Raw genomic sequence first — 17,581 nt, 5'->3', positions numbered from 1 at the left:
ATGGATTTGAGCTTCACACCCGAAGAACAGAAGTTCCGCGAAGAGGTTCGCGCCTGGGTCAAAGAAAACCTTCCCCAAGAGATTTCGCACAAGGTGCACAACGCGCTGGAGCTGACGCGCGACGATTTGCAAGGCTGGGCCAAGATCCTCGGCAAGAAGGGCTGGCTGGGCTACGGCTGGCCGAAGGAATTCGGCGGCCCGGGCTGGACCGCCGTGCAGCGCCACCTGTTCGAGGAAGAAACCGCACTGGCCGGCGCGCCGCGCATCATTCCGTTCGGCCCCGTCATGGTGGCACCGGTGATCATGGCCTTCGGCAATGCCGAACAGCAGAAGCGCTTCCTCCCCGGCATCGCCAGCGGCGAAGTCTGGTGGAGCCAAGGCTACAGCGAGCCCGGCTCGGGTTCCGACCTCGCCTCGGTCAAGACGAAGGCGGAGCGCAAAGGCGACAAGTACATCGTCAACGGCCAGAAGACCTGGACCACGCTCGGCCAGTACGGCGACTGGATGTTCAACCTCGTGCGCACCAGCAACGAGGGCAAGCCCCAGACCGGCATCAGCTTCCTGCTGCTCGACATGAAGTCGCCCGGCGTCACCGTGCGCCCGATCAAGCTGCTCGACGGCGGCCATGAAGTGAACGAGGTGTTCTTCGACAACGTCGAAGTGCCCGCCGAAAACCTGATCGGCGAAGAGAACAAGGGCTGGACCTACGCCAAGCACCTGCTCTCGCACGAGCGCACCAACATCGCCGACGTGAACCGCGCCAAGCGCGAGCTCGAGCGCCTCAAGCGCATCGCCAAGAGCGAAGGCGTGTACGAGGACCAGCGCTTCCGCGACGAGATCGCCAAGCTCGAAGTCGACATCGTCGCCCTCGAGATGATGGTGCTGCGCGTGCTTTCGGCCGCCACCTCGGGCAAGAACTCGCTCGACGTGGCGGGCCTGCTCAAGATCCGCGGCAGCGAGATCCAGCAGCGCTACAGCGAACTGATGATGCTGGCAGGCGGCCCCTATTCGCTGCCGCTGATCCGCGAGGCAATGGAAGCCGGCTGGCAAGGCGACTTCCCGGGCGGCAACCCGGCGCTCGCGCCGCTGACGTCGACCTTCTTCAACATGCGCAAGACGACCATCTACGGTGGCTCGAACGAAGTGCAACGCAACATCGTCGCGCAGACGGTTCTGGGCTGAGGAGACACGAACATGGATTTCAATTTTTCCGACGACCAGGAACAACTGCGCGACGCGGTTCGCAAGTGGGTCGACAAGGGCTATGACTTCGAGCGCCGCCGCGGCATCGAGGCCAAGGGCGGCTTCTCCCGGGAAGCCTGGGACGAACTGGCCGAACTCGGCCTGGGCGGCCTGTACATCAGCGAAGACGACGGCGGCCTGGGCATGGGCCCGGTGGCCGGCATGGTCGTCATGGAAGAACTCGGCCGCGGCATCGTGCTGGAGCCGTTCGCGCAGACGCTGATCGCCGGCGCGGTGCTCAGCGGCTATGCCGACGCGAACACCAAGGAAGGCTGGCTGCCGCGCATCGCCGGCGGCCAGGCCATCGTGGTGCTGGCCTACCAGGAGCGCAAGGCGCGCTACCGCCTGGACGTGTGCGACGCCCACGCCGCGAAGAGCGGCAGCGGCTGGTCGCTGAACGGCGCCAAGAGCGTGGTGCCGGTCGGCGACGAAGCCGACGCCTACCTCGTGCCCGCCAAGGTCGACGGCAAGATCGCCCTCTTCCTCGTCGAGCGCAGCGCCAGCGGCGTCGAGGCCCGCGGCTACGGCACGCAGGACGGCGGCCGCGCGGCCGAGGTGGTGTTCGACAAGGCCGACGCCACGCTGGTCACGCTCGACGGCCTGGCAGCGCTCGAATACGCGGTGGACGTCGGCATTGCCGCCACCTGCGCCGAGGCAGTGGGCGTGATGGACAAGACCGTGGCCCTCACCGTCGACTACATGAACCAGCGCAAGCAGTTCGGCGTGACCATCTCGACCTTCCAGGCGCTGCGCCATCGTGTCGCCGACATGAAGATGCAGCTCGAACTGGCGCGCTCGATGAGCTACTACGCCACGCTCAAGCTCAACGCCCCGGCCGACGAACGCCGCCAGGCACTGGCACGCGCCAAGTACCAGCTCGGCGTTTCCATGCGCTACGTGGCCGCGAATTCGGTGCAGCTGCACGGCGGTATCGGCGTGACCGACGAATACATCGGCAGCCACTACTTCCGCAAGCTCACGCAGCTCGAGCTGACTTTCGGCGACACGCTCCACCACCTGGGTGAAGTGTCGGCCCGCATGCAGGACACCGCCGGCGTCTTCGCCTGACGACGACGGCGACACCCGCAACCCGGCAACGCCGGTTTCACGGTGTTCCGATAGCATCCAACGCCCGCCCGCCTCGCGCCGACGGGCGTTTTCACGTGGACTCCAGCCCCAGGAACGAAACATGCAATCCCGCCGCACCCTTCTAGCCATGGCCGTCATCGGGACCGCCGCCACCGCCATGCTGACCGCCTGCGCCACCTCTTCGTCGCCCTCGCCGTCGTATGCAGAGCGGCCGCCCGTCGTGTTCGTCCACGGCAACGGCGATTCGGCCGCGCTCTGGCAGACGACGATCTGGCGTTTCGAGTCCAACGGCTGGCCGGCCGACCGGCTGTTTGCATTCGACCAGCCGAACCCGCTCGCGCGCGACGACGATGCCGTGGCCCAGCCCGGACGCAGTTCGACGGCCGAATCGGCGGCGTTCCTCAAGGCGCAGGTCGACAAGGTGCTGAAGGCCACGGGCGCCGCCAAGGTGGTGCTGATCGGCAATTCGCGCGGCGGCAACACCATCCGCAACTACGTGCAGAACGGCGGCGGCGCGGCCGTGGTGAGCCACGTGGTGCTGGGCGGCAACCCCGCGCACGGCATCTGGGCGGTGAAGGGTTTCCGCGAGAACAACGAGTTCTCGGGGCTGTCGGGCTTCATGCAGCAGCTCAATGCGCCCAAAGGCCCGGACGGCCAGGAGGTAACGCCGGGCGTGAAGTGGATGACCCTGCGCTCCGACAACAACGACAAGTACGCGCAGCCCGACGGCGTGTGGATCGGCGCCCCCGGCAAGCCGACCAACATCGGCTTCGACGGCCCTGCGCTCAAGGGCGCGACCAACGTCGTGCTGCCGCGCGTGGATCACCGCGAGACTTCTTTCTCGCCCGCGGCATTCGCGGCCACATGGCAACTCCTGACCGGAGAAGCGCCGCGCACCACCGCCGTGGTTCCGGACACCAAGGTCGTGCTCGACGGCCGGGCGATCGGCGCCGAAAACCTCGCGCTGAACGGCGCGCAGGTCACGGTCTATGCCGTGGACCCGGCAACCGGCGCGCGGCGCGGCGAGGCCGTGCACACCAAGCCGGTCGGCGCCGATGGCCGCTGGGGCCCGTTCAACGCGCGCGGCGACACCGCCTATGAATTCGTCCTGAGCGCGCCGGGCTACGGCACCACGCACATCTACCGCAGCCCCTTCCCGCGCAGCGGCAGCTTCGTGCACCTGCGGCCGGAGCGCATCACGCCGGCCGACAACGGTGCGAGCTCCGTCGTCGTCTTCACGCGTCCGCGCGGCTACTTCGATGCCCAGCGCGACACCATGCGCTTCGACGGCAAGAGCCCGCCGCCCGGCGTGCCGCCCAAGGGCGCGGGCGTGGCCACTTCCAGGCTGCGGCTGGAGGGTGGCGGTGCGCCCCGCGCGGTGACGGGCGAATTCAACGGCGAGCGCATCACCGGCCTGACGTGGCCGGCCGCCCAGGAGCACGTGACGGTGCTCGAGCTGACCTACTGAAGAGGCACCCGCCATGACCGACTCCGCCGCCCCCTTCGTGCTGCAGTCGCGCGACGCGCGCGGCGTGGTCACGCTGACGCTCAACCGCCCGGCCTCGTTCAACGCGCTGTCGGAAGGCATGCTGGGCGCGCTGGAACAGGCGCTCGGCGACATAGCGGCCGACGAAAGCGTGCGCGCCGTAGTCATCGCGGCGGCGGGTAAGGCCTTCTGCGCCGGCCATGACCTGAAGGAAATGCGCGCCGAACCCTCGCTCGGCTACTACCAGCAGCTGTTCGAGCTGTGCGGGGCGATGATGCTGTCGATCCAGAAGCTCGACGTGCCGGTGATCGCGCGCGTGCACGGCATTGCGACCGCGGCGGGCTGCCAGTTGGTCGCCGTGTGCGACCTGGCGGTGGCATCGAGCGAAGCCCGCTTCGCGGTCAGCGGCGTGAATGTGGGGCTGTTCTGCGCCACGCCCAGCGTCACGCTGTCGCGCAACCTCGGGCGCAAGGAAGCCTTCGAGATGCTCGTGACGGGCGAATTCATCGGCGCGGAAGAAGCGCGCGAGAAGGGGCTGGTCAACCGGGTGGCAGCACCCGCGGAACTCGACGCGGCCGTCGAGGCGCTGGTGGCGAGCATCGTCGCCAAGCCGCGCAAGGCGCTGGCGCTGGGCAAGGCCCTGTTCTACCGCCAGCTCGAAACCGGCATCGAGGCCGCCCTTGCAGACGCCAGCCGGACCATGGCCTGCAACATGATGGACGAGAGCGCGCTGGAAGGCGTTCAGGCCTTCATCGAGAAGCGCCCGCCTTCCTGGAAGCGCTGAAGCTAGGTGTCGTGCAGCCGCGAGCTTTGCGGCAGGTGCGCCATCAGGAACTCCATCTGGTCGGCCAGGATGCGCCGGTTGCGCAGGATGAAGTCTTCCCAGAGGCTGGGCACGTACGGCGCGTAGAGCAGCGGCATGCCGGCCTGCTCGGGCGTTCGGCTGCTCTTGCGGTGGTTGCACGGCTTGCAGGCCGTGACCACGTTCATCCAGGTGTCGATGCCCCTCTGGGCAAAGGGAATGATGTGCTCGCGGGTGAGCTCGTCTTCATGGAAGTGCCCGCCGCAGTAGGCGCAGACGTTGCGGTCGCGCGAGAACAGCTTGCTGTTGGTCAGCCCCGGCCGCTGCGTGAAGGGATTGATGCGCGGCACGCCCTTGGTGCCGATGATGCTGTTGATCGCGATCTGCGATTGCTCGCCCGTGATGGCATTGTGGCCGCCACGGAACACAGCCACCTGCGCGCCCACTTCCCAGCGAACTTCGTCCGCCGCATAGTGGATCACCGCCTGTTCCAGCGAAATCCATGACTGGGGCAGCCCTTGGGCCGACAGCTTCAAGACCTTCACACACGCCTCCTCGAAAAGTGAGAGAACACGGAAAGACCAGGGACACGGAGCGCGTTGGAGACCCACGCCGGTCAACGCACTGCGTCACAATATACCGGCTTTGTGACAAATCGGCCTGATTCGCCCAATCGACGGGCGAAAGGCGCTATCAAAAAGATACTCACCGATGCAGGTTTTCCGCGGCTTCCGGCACCCGGGCGTAGCCCCCGCCTGCGCCCTCACCATTGGCAATTTCGACGGCGTGCACCGTGGCCACCAGGCCATGCTCGCGCTCTTGCAGACCGAGGCCCGCCAGCGCGGGCTGCCGAGCTGCGTGCTCACCTTCGAGCCCCATCCGCGCGATTACTTCGCCGCGCTCACCAAGAAGCCCGACCTGGCACCGGCGCGCATCGGCACGCTGCGCGACAAGCTCAGCGAGCTGGCCGCCTGCGGCGTGGCACAGACCATCGTGCTGCCGTTCGACAGCCGGCTGGCTTCCCAGACGCCGGAAGAATTCATCCAGAACGTGCTGGTCGACGGCCTGGGCGCGCGCTATGTGCTGGTGGGCGACGATTTCCGCTTCGGCGCCAAGCGGGCCGGCGACTACGCCATGCTCGACGCGGCAGGCGACGCCCGCGGCTTCGACGTGGCGCGCATGAACAGCTACGAGGTGCATGGCCTGCGGGTTTCCAGCTCCGCCGTGCGCGAGGCGCTGGCCGAAGGCCGCATGGCCGACGCCCAGACGCTGCTCGGGCGGCCCTACACGATCTCCGGCCACGTGGTCCACGGCCGCAAGCTCGGCCGCGCGCTGGGTGCCTCGGCGCCGGGCCTGGACGACGGTTTCCGCACCCTCAACCTGCGCTTCAAGCACTGGAAGCCGGCCGCCAGCGGCATCTTCGCGGTGCTGGTCCACGGGCTGGCCGACCAGCCGCTGCCGGGCGTGGCGAACCTGGGCGTGCGCCCCTCGCTGGACGCCAATGACGTCAACGGCGGGCGGGTTCTGCTGGAAACCCATTGCCTGGAGTGGCCCTCGCATCTGGGGACCGAAGGGGCCTACGGTAAAATCGTGCGCGTGGAACTCCTGCACAAACTGCACGACGAATTGCGCTACACCAGCCTCGAGGCCCTCACAGCGGGCATCGCGAAGGATGGGCGCGACGCACGTGCGTTCTTTGCGTCCACCCACGCCGAAACCCACCGCCAGACCACGCGCGACCGAATTTAGCCCTGCACGCCCGTGCTGCCGCCCTTCGACAAGCTCAGGGCGAACGGCTATACCTTCCGCACCGACACGCTTCATGCAGTTCGGGCTGAGCCTGTCGAAGCCCCCTAGAAGCCTTCTGCTTCGCACCCCAACATGTCTGACGCTGCTTCCCCCAAAGATTACCGCTCCACGCTGAACCTGCCCGACACCCCCTTCCCGATGCGCGGCGACCTGCCCAAGCGCGAACCGGGCTGGGTGAAGGAATGGAACGACGAAGGCCGCTACCACCGCCTGCGCGACGCCCGCCACGGCGCGCCCAAGTTCATCCTGCACGACGGCCCGCCGTACGCCAACGGCCAGATCCACATGGGCCACGCGGTGAACAAGATCCTCAAGGACATGATCACCAAGGCGCGCCAGCTCGAAGGCTACGACGCGCTCTACGTGCCGGGCTGGGACTGCCACGGCCTGCCGATCGAGAACGCCATCGAAAAGCAGTACGGCCGCAACCTGAGCCGCGACGAGATGCAGGCCAAGAGCCGCGCCTTCGCCACCGGGCAGATCGCACAGCAGATGGCCGACTTCCAGCGCCTGGGCGTGCTGGGCGAATGGGACCATCCCTACAAGACCATGGACTTCGCCAACGAGGCCGGCGAGCTGCGCGTGTTCAAGCGCGTCATCGAGCGCGGCTTCGTCTACCGCGGCCTGAAGCCGGTGTACTGGTGCTTCGACTGCGGCTCCTCGCTGGCCGAGTTCGAGATCGAATACGCCGACAAGAAGAGCCAGACCATCGACGTCGCCTTCAAGGCGCACGAGCGCGATAAGGTGCTCAAGGCCTTCGGCACCGACCACACGATCCTGGGCGACATCTTCGCCGTGATCTGGACCACCACCGCGTGGACCATCCCCGCCAACCAGGCGATCAACCTCAACCCCGAGCTCGAGTACTCGCTGGTCGACACCGAGCGCGGCCTGCTCATCCTGGCCAACTCGCTGGTCGAGATGTGCATGACGCGCTATGCGCTCGACGGCAAGGTGCTGGCCACGGTCAAGGGCGAGAAGCTGGGCGGCCTCGAATTCGAGCATCCGCTGTATGACGCGGACGCCGGCTACAGGCGCCTGTCGCCCATCTACCTGGCCGACTACGCCACCGCCACCGACGGCACGGGCCTGGTGCACTCCTCGCCTGCCTACGGCGTGGACGACTTCAACTCCTGCATCGCCCACGGCCTGGCGTACGACGACATCCTGAACCCGGTGCAGGGCAACGGCAGCTACGCGCCCGACTTCCCGCTGTTCGGCGGCCAGAACATCTGGAAGGCCGTGCCGGTCATCATCGCCGCGCTGCGCGATGCCAACCGCCTGCTGACCACCGAGACCATCACCCACAGCTACCCGCACTGCTGGCGCCACAAGACGCCGGTGATCTACCGCGCCGCGGCGCAGTGGTTCGTGCGCATGGACGAGGGCGAAGGCGTGTTCACCAAGGACAAGGCGCCCAAGACGCTGCGCCAGACCGCGCTCGACGCCATCGAGCAGACCAGCTTCTACCCCGAGAACGGCAAGGCCCGCCTGCACGACATGATCGCCGGGCGGCCCGACTGGTGCATCAGCCGCCAGCGCAGCTGGGGCGTGCCGATCCCGTTCTTCCTGCACAAGGACTCGGGCGAGCTGCATCCGCGCACCATGGAAATCCTCGACCAGGCCGCCGACATCGTCGAGAAGGGTGGCATCGAGGCCTGGAGCCGCGTCACGGTCGAGGAAATCCTCGGCGCCGAAGACGCGCCGCACTACACCAAGAGCACCGACATCCTCGAGGTGTGGTTCGACTCGGGCTCGACCTTCTCGCACGTGCTGCGCGGCACGCACCCCACGGTGCACCACGAGACGGGGCCCGAAGCCGATCTGTACCTCGAAGGCCACGACCAGCATCGCGGCTGGTTCCACTCGTCGCTGCTGATCGCCTGCGCGCTGGAAGACCGCGCGCCCTACCGCGGCCTGCTGACGCACGGCTTCACGGTCGATGCCAAGGGCATCAAGATGAGCAAGTCGCTCAAGAACGGCATCGACCCGCAGGAAATCAGCAACAAGCTGGGCTCGGAAATCATCCGCCTGTGGGTGGCCGCGAGCGACTATTCGGGCGACATCGCCGGCGACGACAAGATCCTCGCCCGCGTGGTCGATGCCTACCGCCGCATCCGCAACACGCTGCGCTTCCTGCTCGCGAACACCAGCGACTTCGACATCGAGAAAGACGGCGTGCCGCTCGACCAGCTGTTCGAGATCGACCGCTACGCACTGTCGCGCGCGGCGCAGTTCCAGGCCGAGATCCTCGCGCACTACAAGGTGTACGAGTTCCATCCGGTGGTGGCCAAGCTGCAGATCTACTGCTCGGAAGACCTGGGCGGCTTCTACCTCGACATCCTGAAAGACCGCCTCTACACGACGGCACCGGGCTCGCTGGCACGGCGCAGCGCGCAGACGGCGCTGTGGCACATCTCGCAAGCCATGCTGCGCTGGATGGCGCCGTTCCTGAGCTTCACGGCCGAAGAGGCATGGAAGTTCGTGGGCACCGGCAAGCCGGGCGAATCGATCTTCACGCAGACCTACAGCAAGTTCGACGCGCCCGACGAGGCCCTGCTCGCCAAGTGGAACCGCATCCGCGAGATCCGCGACGTGGTGAACAAGGACATCGAGACGGTCCGCGCCGAAGGCAAGGTCGGCTCGTCGCTGCAGGCCAACCTGCAACTGACGGCACCGGCCGGCGACTTCGCGCTGCTGGATACGCTGGGCGACGACCTGAAGTTCGTCTTCATCACCTCGGCCATCGCGCTGGCGGCCGGCGAGACGCTGTCGACGGTGGTGACCCCGAGCGCCGCGCAGAAGTGCGAGCGCTGCTGGCACTACCGCGACGACGTGGGCCACGATGCGGCCCATCCGACGATCTGCGGGCGCTGCACCAGCAACCTGTTCGGCGCCGGCGAATCGCGGAGCTTTGCCTGATGGCCGCCGCCCGCTCCATGTCGGCCTCGCGTTCGCGCGGCAGCAGCATCTGGCCCTGGCTGGGGCTGGCGGTGATCATCGTGATCATCGACCAGTTCACCAAGACGCTGATCCTGGGCTACTACAAGCTCGGTGACGCGACCTACGTGACGAGCTTCTTCAACGTCGTGCGCGCGCACAACACGGGGGCTGCCTTCTCGTTCCTCGCGGATCACTCGGGCTGGCAGCGCTGGCTGTTCACTGCCATCGGCGTGGCGGCGGCGGTGTTCATCGTGTGGATGCTGAAGTCGCACGCGGGGCAGAAGCTGTTTTCGTTCTCCATGGCCTGCATCCTGGGCGGCGCCATCGGCAACGTGGTCGACCGGATGATGCACGGCTACGTGGTCGACTTCCTGAGCTTCCACGCGGGGAACTGGTACTTCCCGGCATTCAACGCCGCGGACAGTGCGATCACGCTCGGGGCCATCTGCCTGATACTGGACGAGATCCGGCGGGTTCGCCGGGGCAAGTAGGTTTTCTCAGGGGCCCCGCGGGGCCCCTTCTTCTTGGGGCTTTTCCCTCGCCCAGGCCCTTCGGGTTTTTCCCCCTTTCAGGCGATGTCATAACAAAGTCATACTCCGGCGGTCCAATGTAATCGATTACATGAACATCGCAAGATGAGTATCCAAGACGTTGCAGCCAAAGCCGGGGTCTCCGTGGCCACGGTCTCGCGCGCCTTCAACTTTCCCGACAAGGTCACGCCCGCCACCCGCGAACTGGTGGAGCGCGTGGCGCAAGAACTCAACTACCTGCCCAACGCCAGTGCGCGCACCCTGCGCACGCAACGCAGCCGCGTGCTCGGCATCGTGCTGCCGACGCTGCTGAACCCGACCTTTGCCGAATGCCTGCAGGGCATCGCGCGGGCCGCCGTGGCGGGCGGCTACGCGATCATTCCCGTCACCACCGGCTACCGGCTCGACGAGGAGGAGCGCGCCGTCCACCTGCTGCTGGCGGGCAACGTCGACGGGCTGATCCTGGTGGTGTCGAACCCCTCGACCTCGGCGGCGCTGCCCCGGCTCCAGGCCGCCGGCGTGCCCTACGTGCTGGCCTACAACCGCCATGCGGAGCACCCCTGCGTGTCGGTCGACAGCGAAGGCGCGGTGGCCGACGCGGTCAGCCGGCTCGTGCTGCTGGGCCACCGGCGCATCGCGATGGTCAGCGGCACGCTGGCCGCATCGGACCGCGCGCAGCAGCGCTACCGCGGCTACCTCAAGGGCATGGCCGACACCGGGCTCGACGCACAGCCGGTGATCGAAGTGCCCTTCGTCGAGACCGCCGTCGACGCGCTCTGCACCCACCTGCAGGCACGCCAGCGCCCCACCGCACTGATCTGCTCGAACGACCTGCTGGCCATCCGCAGCATCCGCGCCGCCCACCTCGGCGGCCTGTCGGTGCCCGAGGACCTCAGCGTGGTCGGCTTCGACGGCATTGCGCTCGGCGAAGACCTCACGCCCGCACTCACCAGCATCACCCAGCCCAACAGCGACATCGGCCGCCAGGGCGTCGAACTGCTGATCCAGGCCATTGCCGGCGGCACCACGCTGCGGGCGGATTCGAGCCTGCTGCTTCCCCATGCCTTCCGAGACGGCGAGTCGTGCGCTTCGGCGCGCGAAGACAACAACGCCGCGACTTTCTGACCTCACCAACCTCTTTCTCCGACTCATCCTCCAAGGAGCTCCCGCATGTCCTCCCGCTTCCATCGCCTGGCCCGCCTGGGCCTGATCGCCGCCACGCTCGCCGCCGGCAGCGCCATGGCCCAGACCGCCATCTGCTACAACTGCCCGACCGAATGGGCCGACTGGGGCACCCAGCTGAAGGCCATCAAGGCCAAGACGGGCGTCACCGTGCCGCCCGACAACAAGAACTCGGGCCAGTCGCTGGCCCAGCTGGCGGCCGAGAAGGCCAGCCCCGTGGCCGACGTCACCTACCTCGGCGTGACCTTCGCGGTGCAGGCCGCCAAGGACGGCCTGGTCGAGCCCTACAAGCCGGCAGCGTGGAAAGACATTCCCGAGGGCATGAAGGACCCGGCCGGCAACTGGTTCACCATCCACTCGGGCACGCTCGGCTTCATGGTCAACGTCGACGCGCTCAAGGGCAAGCCGATTCCGAAGTCGTGGGCCGACCTGCTCAAGCCCGAATACAAGGGCCTGATCGGCTATCTCGACCCGGCCTCGGCCTTCGTGGGCTATGTCGGCGCGGTCGCGGTGAACGAAGCGCGCGGCGGCACGCTCGACAACTTCAAGCCGGCAATCGACTACTTCAAGGCGCTGCAGAAGAACGAGCCGATCGTGCCGAAGCAGACGTCGTATGCGCGCGTGCTGTCGGGCGAAATCGCGATCCTGCTGGACTACGACTTCAACGCCTACCGCGCCAAGTACAAGGATAAGGCCAACGTCGCGTTCGTGATCCCGAGCGAAGGCACGCTGGCCGTGCCCTACGTGATGAGCCTGGTCGCCAAGGCCCCGCACGCGGCGGACGCCAGGAAGGTGCTCGACTTCACGCTGTCCGACGAAGGCCAGGCCATCTGGGCCAAGGCTTACCTGCGGCCGGTGCGCGCCAGCGCGATGCCCAAGGAAATCGAAGCCCAGTTCCTGCCCGCCAGCGACTACGCCCGTGCGAAGAGCGTGGACTATGGGCGCATGGCTGCCGCGCAACGCGCTTTCTCCGATGAGTACTTGAAGGAAGTGCGCTAACTCTTTGTGCTTCGTTGCGGGGGCGCGCTTTTCGGGGCGCGCTCACGCCGGCGGCGCGTCCAGTGCACAGGACGTCGGGTGCTCCCCGCAGCGAAATAAAGGAGGAGCCCGCAGGGCGGGGGACATTCGCGGAGGGGAGTACCCGATGGCCTGTGCACACGCCCTGAAGAAGAGCCTCAAGCAACAAGACAAGGCGAAAAAGCCGACATGAAGTCCAACAACTCCTGGAACCCAAGCTGGCGCCTGCTGGCCTGCGCAGCGCCCGCTGCCGCCTTCTTCGCGGCCTTCTGGCTGCTGCCGGTCGTGCGCCTGCTGACGCTGCCCGCCGACAAAGGCTGGGCAACCTATTTCGCCGTGCTCACGGATTCACGCTACCTCGCGAGCATGGCCAACACGGTGGTGCTCTCCATCACGGTCACCCTCGCCACCCTGGTACTTGGCGCGGCAGTGGGCATCTACCTCGCGCGGCATGCCTTCGTCGGCAAGCGCATGCTGCTGTCGCTGCTCACGCTGCCGCTGTCGTTCCCGGGCGTGATCATCGGCTTCTTCGTGATCCTGCTGGGCGGGCGCCAAGGCGTGGTCGCGGACCTCAGCGACAGCCTGATCGGACAGCGCATCACCTTCGCCTACGGCCTGCTCGGGCTGTTCCTGGCGTACCTTTATTTTTCGCTGCCGCGCGCCATCGCCACCTACGCAGCGGCGGCCGAGTCGATGAACACCCAGCTCGAGGAAGCCGCGCGTTCGCTCGGCGCCTCGCGGCTGCGCGTGGCGCGCGACGTGTGGATGCCCGAGCTCGCGCCCACCACGCTGGCCTGCGGCGCGATCCTGTTCGCCACGTCGATGGGCGCCTTCGGCACAGCCTTCACGCTGGCCAGCAAGTTCGAGGTCATTCCCATCACCATCTACAACGAGTTCACCAACTACGCCAACTTCGCGCTCGCCGCGTCGCTGTCGATCTCGCTGGGCATCGTGACCTGGCTGGTGCTGTTCGTGGCGCGCCGCTTCGGCGCCAATCCCGTCGCACGCTGAGGCACATCCACCATGCGAAAGAACACTCAGGCCAAGGCGCCCTTCCTGCTCGCCGTCACGCTGATCGTGAGCCTCTTCATGATCGCGCCGATGCTGCTGTCGGTGATGGCGGGCCTGGTCAACAACTACAGCACCGGCCTCAAGAGCGGCTTCACGCTGCGCTGGCTCGGCGAGGTGTGGGAGAACTACGGCGGCACCGTCGGCTGGTCGCTCGCGCTGGCCGTGGCCTGCGTGATCGGCACCGTGCTCATCGGCGTGCCCTGCGCCTATGCGCTGGCGCGCAGCCGCTCGCGCGCCGCACGCATCTTCGAGGAGCTGCTGACGCTGCCGGTCGCGGTGCCGGGCCTGGCCACGGCGCTCGCGCTGATCCTCGCCTACGGCCAGCTCACGGCCTTTCGCCAGAGCTTCGCCTTCATCCTCGTGGGCCACATCGTCTTCACGCTGCCGTTCATGGTGCGCACCGTCAGCTCGGCCTTCGAGCGCGACGACCTGCTCGCGCTGGAAGAAGCCGCGCGCTCGCTGGGCGCGAACTTCCGCCAGCGCTTCATGGGCATCCTGGTGCCGGCCGTGTTCCCCGCCATCGTGGCCGGCAGCCTGATGGTGTTCACGCTCTCGGTCGGCGAATTCAACCTCACGTGGATGCTGCACACGCCGCTCACGCGCACGCTGCCCGTAGGGCTGGCCGACAGCTATGCCTCCATGCGCATCGAGATCGGATCGGCCTACACGCTGGTTTTCTTTGCCGTCATCCTTCCGGTGCTGTGGGCCCTGCAGTACCTTGCCAACCTCATGCAGAAACGCCATGGAACTTGAACGCATCACCATCGACATCGCCAACTGCGCAAAGACCTATGCCGACGGCACGCGCGGCCTGCAGCCGACCAACCTGCGGGTGGAAGCCGGCGAAGTGCTGGCGCTGCTGGGCCCTTCTGGCTGCGGCAAGACCACGCTGCTGCGGCTGATTGCCGGGCTGGAGGCGCCCGACGCGGGCAGCCGCATCGTCTTCGGCGAACAGGACGTGACCCAGCGCCCGGTCGAGCACCGCGGCGTGGGCATGGTGTTCCAGAGCTACGCGCTCTTCCCGCAGATGACGGTGGCGGCCAACATCGGCTACGGCCTGCGCATTCGCGGCGTCTCGCCGGAAGAAGAGAAGCGCAGCGTGGGCGAGCTGGTCGACCTGGTGCGCCTGGGCGGCCTGGAGAACAAGCGCCCCGCCGAGCTTTCTGGAGGCCAGCGCCAGCGCGTGGCCCTGGCGCGCGCCGTGGCCGTGCGCCCGCGCGTGCTGCTGCTCGACGAGCCGCTGGCCGCGCTCGACGCCAAGCTCAAGGAATCGCTGCGCGACGAGCTGGCCGAGCTGCTGCGCCGCCTGCACATCACGGCCATCCACGTCACGCACGACCAGCAGGAGGCCCTGGCCATCGCCGACCGCCTCGCGGTGATGCGCGCCGGCCGCATCGTGCAGGTGGGCCGCGGCGAAGACCTCTACCGCGCCCCCGCGCACCCCTTCGTGGCCGAGTTCCTGGGCCGGGTCAACCGGCTGGAGCGCACGGCCGAGGCCATTGCGCAGGGCGTCGTGCGGCTCGGCGGAACCACCCTGCCCTGCCCGGGCGCCTGGCGCGACCATGCAACCCTGCTGGTGCGCCCCGAAGACATCGAAGTCGGCGCGCCCCAGCTGGACTGGGCCGCCGGCATCGTCGAGCGCCGCACCTTCCTCGGCGACCGCGTCCAGCTGCACCTGCTCGCGCAGGACCAGCCCCTGCTGGTGGCCGACGTGGGTCGCGACAAGCCCTTCAAGCCAGGCGACACCGTGGGCTTTCGCATCCACCCCGACCGCCTGATGACGTCGCAGGAGACCACCACCGCATGACGACAAGCAACACACCCCAAGACACCACCTTCCTGGTCCAGCTGACCGACCTGCACATCCGCGAGCCGGGCCGGCTGGCCTACGGCCGCATCAACACCGCGCCCTACCTGGAGCGCGCCGTGCAGTCGGTGCTGGCGCTGCGCCAGCCGCCCGACGCGGTGGTCGTCACCGGCGACCTGACCGACTTCGGCCGCGCGGCCGAGTACGAACACCTCGCGCGCCTGCTGGCCCCGCTGACCATGCCGGTCTACCTGATGCCCGGCAACCACGACGACCGCGACCAGCTGCGCCGCAGCTTCCCCGGCCACGCCTACCTGGGCACGGGCGCCAGCACCGACGGCTTCATCCAGTACTCGGTGCGCGTCGGCCCGCTGCGCCTGCTCACGCTCGACACCTGCGTGCCCGGCGCGAGCCACGGCTCGCTGTGCGAGAAGCGCCTGGCCTGGCTCGAAGCCCAGCTCGAGGCCTGCCGCGGCGAACCCGTGGTGATCGCCATGCACCATCCGCCGTTCGAGACGCTGATCGGCCACATGGACGAAATCGGCCTGCTCCAGGGCTCGGAGGCGCTGGAGGCGCTGGTCTCGCGCTACCCCAACGTCGAGCGCATCATCTGCGGCCACCTGCACCGCGCCATCGACGTGCGCTTCGGCGGCACCATCGCCTCGACCTCGCCGGCGCAGGCGCACCAGGTCTGCCTCGATCTGGCGCCGGACGCGCCCTCGGCCTGGACGCTGGAACCGCCCGGCTTCCGCGTCCATGCGTGGCTGCCGCGCAACCGCCGGCTGGTGACGCATCTGGCGGCTTGCGGTAGCTTCGAAGGCCCCTATCCCTTCCACGATAACGGAGCGCTTATCGACTGATTCGCTATCTTGTGGAAAATGGGGTCAAAACGAACCAAAACGAAAAGGATAGAACCCGACACCCATGAAGCATCTTCTGAACCTGCTGGCGGCAGTCGCATTGCTGGTGTGGGGTACGCACCTCGTTCGTACTGGCGTGCTGCGCGTATTCGGCGCCAACCTGCGCAAGATCCTCGTGCAGAGCATGCGCAACCGCTTCACCGCCGCCCTTTCGGGCATCGGCGTGACCGCCCTGGTGCAATCGAGCACGGCCACCTCCCTCATGACCTCGTCCTTCGTCGGGCAGGGCCTGGTCACGCTGCCGGCTGCGCTGGCGGTGATGCGCGGCGCCGACGTGGGCACCGCGCTGATTTCCGTGCTGTTCTCGGCCGACCTGTCCTGGCTGTCGCCGATGTTCATCTTCGTGGGCGTGGTGCTGTTCATCACCCGCTCGGCCTCGGTGGCGGGGCGCGTGGGCCGGGTGCTCATCGGCCTGGGCCTCATGCTGCTGGCGCTGCAGCTGGTGGTGGAAGCGACCGAGCCGCTGTTCTCGTCGCCCGCCGTGCGCACGCTGCTGGCCTCGCTCAACAGCGACGTGCTGCTGGAGATCACCATCGGCTCGGTGCTGGCCATCGTGGCCTATTCGAGCCTGGCGGTGGTGCTGCTGGTGGCGGCCATGGCCACCTCGAACGTGGTGCCGCTGGACGTGGCACTGGGCCTGGTGCTCGGCGCCAACCTCGGCAGCGGCCTGCTGGCGGTGCTGACCACGGCCAAGTCGGCGGTGTCGGTGCGGCAGGTGACCGTCGGCAACCTGCTGTTCAAGGCGCTGGGCGTGGCCATCGTGGCGCCCTTCATCGGCCTGTGGATCCGCCACGTGCAGCCCGAGCTGCCAAACCAGGCGCACGGCGTGGTGCTGTTCCACCTGGGCTTCAACGTCATCATCAGCGTGGGGTTCATCGGGCTCACCCAATGGGTGGCCAAGCTGGTGACGCGGCTGCTGCCGGTGCCGCAGCAGCCGGCCGGCGCCATGCGGCTGCACCACCTCGACCCATCGGCGCTGTCGACCCCTTCGCTGGCCATTTCGAACGCCGCGCGCGAGGCGCTGCACCAGGCCGACATCGTGGAGACCATGCTCATCGGCACGCTCGACGTGATCCGCCACAACGACCTACGGCTGGCGCAGGAGCTGCGGCAGCTCGACGATGCGGTGGACGAGCTGTACTCGGCCATCAAGTACTACATGACGCGCATCTCGCGCGAGGCGCTGGGCGAGGAAGAAAGCCGGCGCTGGACCGACATCATCAGCTTCACGATCAACATGGAGCAGATCGGCGACATCATCGAGCGGGTGATCATCGACATCGAGGACAAGAAGATCAAGCCGCAGCGCAACTTCTCGGAAGCCGGCATGGCCGAGATCGTGGAGCTGCATGGCCGGCTGATCGCCAACCTGCGGCTGAGCATGAGCGTGTTCCTGAACGGCAACGTGCGCGACGCCCAGAAGCTGCTCGAGGAAAAGGCGCGCTTCCGCGACCTGGAACGGGCCTACGCCACCACCCACCTGGACCGCCTGTCCGACCGGACCACGCTGAGCATCGAGACCAGTTCGCTGCACATCGACCTGATCAGCGACCTGAAGCGCATCAACTCGCACATCTGCTCGATCGCGTATCCGATCCTGGAGTCGGCCGGGGCGCTGGCGCCGAGCCGGCTGAAGGATCCCCAGCTGGGCCAGGTGGAGAGCTGAGCTGACAGCGCCCCGGC

At 67.5% G+C, this 17,581-nt stretch carries 15 protein-coding genes; 14 read left to right on the top strand and 1 reads right to left on the bottom strand.

The window, feature by feature from the left end; genetic code table 11:
- From AC1RVW_RS15805 to AC1RVW_RS15790, 4 genes are all read left to right on the top strand, one after another.
- A complete protein-coding gene (locus AC1RVW_RS15805; protein WP_081265736.1) occupies positions 1-1,182 on the top strand; it encodes an acyl-CoA dehydrogenase family protein in 1,182 nt (393 codons plus the stop codon).
- Positions 1,183-1,194: 12 nt separating this feature from the next.
- Entirely contained in the window at positions 1,195-2,310 is a 1,116-nt protein-coding gene (locus tag AC1RVW_RS15800; protein WP_493200993.1) for an acyl-CoA dehydrogenase family protein, read from the top strand.
- Positions 2,311-2,431: 121 nt separating this feature from the next.
- Positions 2,432-3,799 carry an alpha/beta fold hydrolase gene (locus AC1RVW_RS15795; protein WP_493200991.1) on the top strand — a complete coding sequence of 456 codons (1,368 nt, stop codon included), beginning with the start codon at positions 2,432-2,434 and terminating at the stop codon, positions 3,797-3,799.
- A gap of 13 nt (positions 3,800-3,812) precedes the next feature.
- A complete protein-coding gene (locus tag AC1RVW_RS15790) occupies positions 3,813-4,601 on the top strand; it encodes an enoyl-CoA hydratase (RefSeq protein WP_493200989.1) in 789 nt (262 codons plus the stop codon).
- Between the two features lie 2 nt (positions 4,602-4,603).
- Here AC1RVW_RS15790 and AC1RVW_RS15785 read toward each other — a convergent pair whose 3' ends face one another.
- Entirely contained in the window at positions 4,604-5,164 is a 561-nt protein-coding gene (locus AC1RVW_RS15785) for an HNH endonuclease (RefSeq protein ID WP_081265732.1), read from the bottom strand.
- A gap of 166 nt (positions 5,165-5,330) precedes the next feature.
- Here AC1RVW_RS15785 and AC1RVW_RS15780 point away from each other — a divergent pair, with 166 nt between their 5' ends.
- From AC1RVW_RS15780 to AC1RVW_RS15735, 10 genes are all read left to right on the top strand, one after another.
- Complete coding sequence (locus tag AC1RVW_RS15780; protein ID WP_081265731.1) at positions 5,331-6,368, top strand: bifunctional riboflavin kinase/FAD synthetase; 1,038 nt, start codon at positions 5,331-5,333, stop codon at positions 6,366-6,368.
- A gap of 132 nt (positions 6,369-6,500) precedes the next feature.
- On the top strand, positions 6,501-9,350 hold the full coding sequence (ileS, locus tag AC1RVW_RS15775; protein ID WP_493200987.1) for an isoleucine--tRNA ligase: 2,850 nt from the start codon (positions 6,501-6,503) through the stop codon (positions 9,348-9,350).
- Positions 9,350-9,862 carry a signal peptidase II gene (gene lspA / locus AC1RVW_RS15770; protein WP_081265729.1) on the top strand — a complete coding sequence of 171 codons (513 nt, stop codon included), beginning with the start codon at positions 9,350-9,352 and terminating at the stop codon, positions 9,860-9,862. The genes ileS and lspA overlap by 1 nt, the downstream gene beginning before the upstream one ends.
- 144 nt (positions 9,863-10,006) lie before the next feature.
- Positions 10,007-11,026, top strand: a complete 1,020-nt coding sequence (locus AC1RVW_RS15765; RefSeq protein WP_493200984.1) for a LacI family DNA-binding transcriptional regulator — start codon at positions 10,007-10,009, stop codon at positions 11,024-11,026.
- Positions 11,027-11,071: 45 nt separating this feature from the next.
- Complete coding sequence (locus tag AC1RVW_RS15760) at positions 11,072-12,082, top strand: ABC transporter substrate-binding protein (protein WP_106935472.1); 1,011 nt, start codon at positions 11,072-11,074, stop codon at positions 12,080-12,082.
- Positions 12,083-12,289: 207 nt separating this feature from the next.
- On the top strand, positions 12,290-13,111 hold the full coding sequence (locus tag AC1RVW_RS15755) for an ABC transporter permease (RefSeq protein WP_106935473.1): 822 nt from the start codon (positions 12,290-12,292) through the stop codon (positions 13,109-13,111).
- A 12-nt stretch (positions 13,112-13,123) separates the two neighbouring features.
- Positions 13,124-13,924: an ABC transporter permease gene (locus tag AC1RVW_RS15750; protein WP_106935474.1), complete on the top strand. Its 801-nt coding sequence runs from the start codon at positions 13,124-13,126 to the stop codon at positions 13,922-13,924.
- Positions 13,914-14,978, top strand: a complete 1,065-nt coding sequence (locus AC1RVW_RS15745) for an ABC transporter ATP-binding protein (RefSeq protein ID WP_493200981.1) — start codon at positions 13,914-13,916, stop codon at positions 14,976-14,978. The genes AC1RVW_RS15750 and AC1RVW_RS15745 overlap by 11 nt, the downstream gene beginning before the upstream one ends.
- Positions 14,975-15,838, top strand: a complete 864-nt coding sequence (locus tag AC1RVW_RS15740; RefSeq protein WP_493200979.1) for a phosphodiesterase — start codon at positions 14,975-14,977, stop codon at positions 15,836-15,838. The genes AC1RVW_RS15745 and AC1RVW_RS15740 overlap by 4 nt, the downstream gene beginning before the upstream one ends.
- 64 nt (positions 15,839-15,902) lie before the next feature.
- Positions 15,903-17,564: a Na/Pi cotransporter family protein gene (locus AC1RVW_RS15735; protein ID WP_493200977.1), complete on the top strand. Its 1,662-nt coding sequence runs from the start codon at positions 15,903-15,905 to the stop codon at positions 17,562-17,564.
- Positions 17,565-17,581: the final 17 nt, after the last annotated feature.

Source organism: Variovorax sp. MPBD4-3, from assembly GCF_058809745.1.
The sequence above is the reverse complement of the archived record's forward strand: the minus strand, read 5'-3'. Positions and strand labels throughout refer to the sequence as shown.

Coding starts and splice junctions, on each gene's coding strand:
- AC1RVW_RS15805 (WP_081265736.1), top strand. CDS start 1: ATGGATTTGAGCTTCACACCCGAAGAACAGAAGTTCCGCGAAGAGGTT.
- AC1RVW_RS15800 (WP_493200993.1), top strand. CDS start 1,195: ATGGATTTCAATTTTTCCGACGACCAGGAACAACTGCGCGACGCGGTT.
- AC1RVW_RS15795 (WP_493200991.1), top strand. CDS start 2,432: ATGCAATCCCGCCGCACCCTTCTAGCCATGGCCGTCATCGGGACCGCC.
- AC1RVW_RS15790 (WP_493200989.1), top strand. CDS start 3,813: ATGACCGACTCCGCCGCCCCCTTCGTGCTGCAGTCGCGCGACGCGCGC.
- AC1RVW_RS15780 (WP_081265731.1), top strand. CDS start 5,331: ATGCAGGTTTTCCGCGGCTTCCGGCACCCGGGCGTAGCCCCCGCCTGC.
- ileS (WP_493200987.1), top strand. CDS start 6,501: ATGTCTGACGCTGCTTCCCCCAAAGATTACCGCTCCACGCTGAACCTG.
- lspA (WP_081265729.1), top strand. CDS start 9,350: ATGGCCGCCGCCCGCTCCATGTCGGCCTCGCGTTCGCGCGGCAGCAGC.
- AC1RVW_RS15765 (WP_493200984.1), top strand. CDS start 10,007: ATGAGTATCCAAGACGTTGCAGCCAAAGCCGGGGTCTCCGTGGCCACG.
- AC1RVW_RS15760 (WP_106935472.1), top strand. CDS start 11,072: ATGTCCTCCCGCTTCCATCGCCTGGCCCGCCTGGGCCTGATCGCCGCC.
- AC1RVW_RS15755 (WP_106935473.1), top strand. CDS start 12,290: ATGAAGTCCAACAACTCCTGGAACCCAAGCTGGCGCCTGCTGGCCTGC.
- AC1RVW_RS15750 (WP_106935474.1), top strand. CDS start 13,124: ATGCGAAAGAACACTCAGGCCAAGGCGCCCTTCCTGCTCGCCGTCACG.
- AC1RVW_RS15745 (WP_493200981.1), top strand. CDS start 13,914: ATGGAACTTGAACGCATCACCATCGACATCGCCAACTGCGCAAAGACC.
- AC1RVW_RS15740 (WP_493200979.1), top strand. CDS start 14,975: ATGACGACAAGCAACACACCCCAAGACACCACCTTCCTGGTCCAGCTG.
- AC1RVW_RS15735 (WP_493200977.1), top strand. CDS start 15,903: ATGAAGCATCTTCTGAACCTGCTGGCGGCAGTCGCATTGCTGGTGTGG.